The sequence below is a fragment of the Thiohalocapsa halophila genome, assembly GCF_016583825.1.
Taxonomy (GTDB): Bacteria; Pseudomonadota; Gammaproteobacteria; order Chromatiales; family Chromatiaceae; genus Thiohalocapsa; species Thiohalocapsa halophila.
The window spans coordinates 1-2,100 of the sequence record NZ_NRRV01000157.1 but is presented as its reverse complement, the minus strand read 5'-3'; the positions used below and the strand labels follow the sequence as shown (position 1 = coordinate 2,100).

General features: G+C 63.7%; 1 protein-coding gene. It reads left to right on the top strand.

Annotated features, from left to right (window positions below; genetic code table 11):
• The first annotated feature begins 174 nt into the window (after positions 1-174).
• Positions 175-1,989: an IS1634 family transposase gene (locus CKO31_RS25605; RefSeq protein ID WP_200243607.1), complete on the top strand. Its 1,815-nt coding sequence runs from the start codon at positions 175-177 to the stop codon at positions 1,987-1,989.
• The last annotated feature ends 111 nt before the right edge of the window (positions 1,990-2,100 follow it).

Below are 2,100 nucleotides of genomic sequence, written 5' to 3'. Positions count from 1 at the left end.
CCCATCTTTGACATTTTCCAGCGCGGATTTTCGGTAAGTCATTGATCGAAAGTACACGAGCGGGAAGCGGCCATCAGTAAAGTCAAAGACTTGCGGTTTTGGCGCTGAAAGTAGTGCCATATTCGTCCGCCGTCGTATTGACCGCGGCCGGGACCCGGCGCAGCATGCGCGGGCATGTACATCCGCCGCACCACGATCAAGAGCCGGCGCAGCGGTGAGCCGTACTTCACGTATCGGTTGGTGGAGTCGATCCGCGAAGGCGGCCGGGTGCGCCAGCGCACGCTGCTCAACCTCGGGCGCCATTTCGAGGTGCCGCAGGCGCAATGGCCGGCGTTGGCGCAGCGCATCGAGGCCTTGGTCGGCGGGCAGGCGGAACTGTTTGTGGCGGACTTGGATGCGCGTTGGGAGCAAGCCGCCCAGCACTATGCCGCGCAGGTGATCCGGGCGCGTGCCGGGCGCCATGAGGGGAGCCGTGCGGCGGGGGATTATCACAGCGTCGATGTCGGTGCAGTGGAGGTCGTGCGCCCGCGCAGCGTGGCGGTGGAGCACGTCGCCTTGTCGGCGCTGCGCCAAGTCGGCTTGGACGAGCAATTGACGGTGCTGGGCTTCAACGGTCCGCAGCGTGCCGCGGCCATCGGCACGCTGATCGGGCGCATGGTGGCACCGGGCAGCGAACTGGCCACCCACCACTGGCTGCAACAACGCAGCGCGCTGGGGGAATTGATCGATTTTGATTTCACCACGCTGGATTTGATGGCGCTGTACCGGATCTCCGACCGGCTGCTGGCGCACAAACCGGCATTGGAAGCCTTCCTGTATGAACGCGAGCGCGACCTGTTCGATCTGGACGAGGTGATCACGCTCTACGACCTGACCAATACCTACTTCGAGGGCACGGCCCATGCAAACGCCAATGCCGCCTTCGGCAAATCCAAGGAGAAGCGCACCGACCGCCCGCTGGTGACCCTGGCACTGGTGCTCGATGCCAGCGGCTTCCCGAAGCGCAGCCGAGTCTTCGCCGGCAATGCCGCAGAGGCGCAGACGCTGGCCGAGATGGTGCAGGCGCTGGCGCCCCAGACACGTGAGACGCCGCCGACGGTGGTACTCGACGCCGGCATCGCTACCGAGGACAACATCGCCTGGCTCAACGAACAGGGCTACCGCTACGTGGTGGTCAGCCGGCGGCGCCATCGGCAATTCGATCCCGATAACGCCTGCCTGATCAAAGAGGACGGGGCGTTGACGATCCGCGCGCAGCGCGTGGTCAACGACGACACCGGCGAGGTCGAGCTCTACTGCCACTCCACGCAACGCGAGCAGAAGGAACGCGGCATCGCCGAGCGCTTCGCACAGCGCTTCGAAGCCAAATTGCAGAAGCTCGCCGACGGGCTGCATAAGCCGCGCACCGTCAAGCGCTACGAGAAGGTGCTCGAGGCCATCGGGCGGCTGAAACAGAAGTACCCGCGCGCGGCACAGTACTACGAGATCAGCGTCGAGCAGGATGAGACCGGACCCAATGCCAAGGCGATCCACTGGCAACGCGTCACGCCGGTGGATGACACCTTGCCCGGCGTCTATTGCCTGCGCACCAATCAGACCGAGTGGGACGAGCGCACGCTGTGGCAGACCTATGTCACGCTCACCGACCTGGAGGCGGTGTTCCGTTCCCTGAAGTCGGAGCTGGGCCTGCGCCCCGTCTATCATCACAAGACCGACCGCGTCAGCGGGCATCTGTTCATTTCCGTCTTGGCCTACCATCTGGTGCACACCATCCGCCTGCAACTGCAGGCCTGCGGCATTCACCTCAGCTGGGAGGGCATTCGCCGCGAGCTCGATGGACAGGACCGCGTCACCGTCGAGCTCAAGCGCGAGGACGGGCGTACCGTGCATGTCCGCAAGGCGACCCGTGCCGAGCCGCGCCAGCAGCTCATTTATGACGCACTGGGCATCAGCGACCGTCCCGGTCAGCAGCAAATCACTGTGGTTTGAATGCGAGCCCCTTCACTGCCAAAACCAACCCTGTAGTGCCATAACCGCCATCTGTGTACCACTAAGATACTGTTTATAGGGCCCATTTTTCCGCAGCATGTCAAACATGGG

What these genes read in the sequence shown, in the direction of transcription:
- CKO31_RS25605 (WP_200243607.1), top strand. Translation starts at nt 175, where the DNA reads ATGTACATCCGCCGCACCACGATCAAGAGCCGGCGCAGCGGTGAGCCG.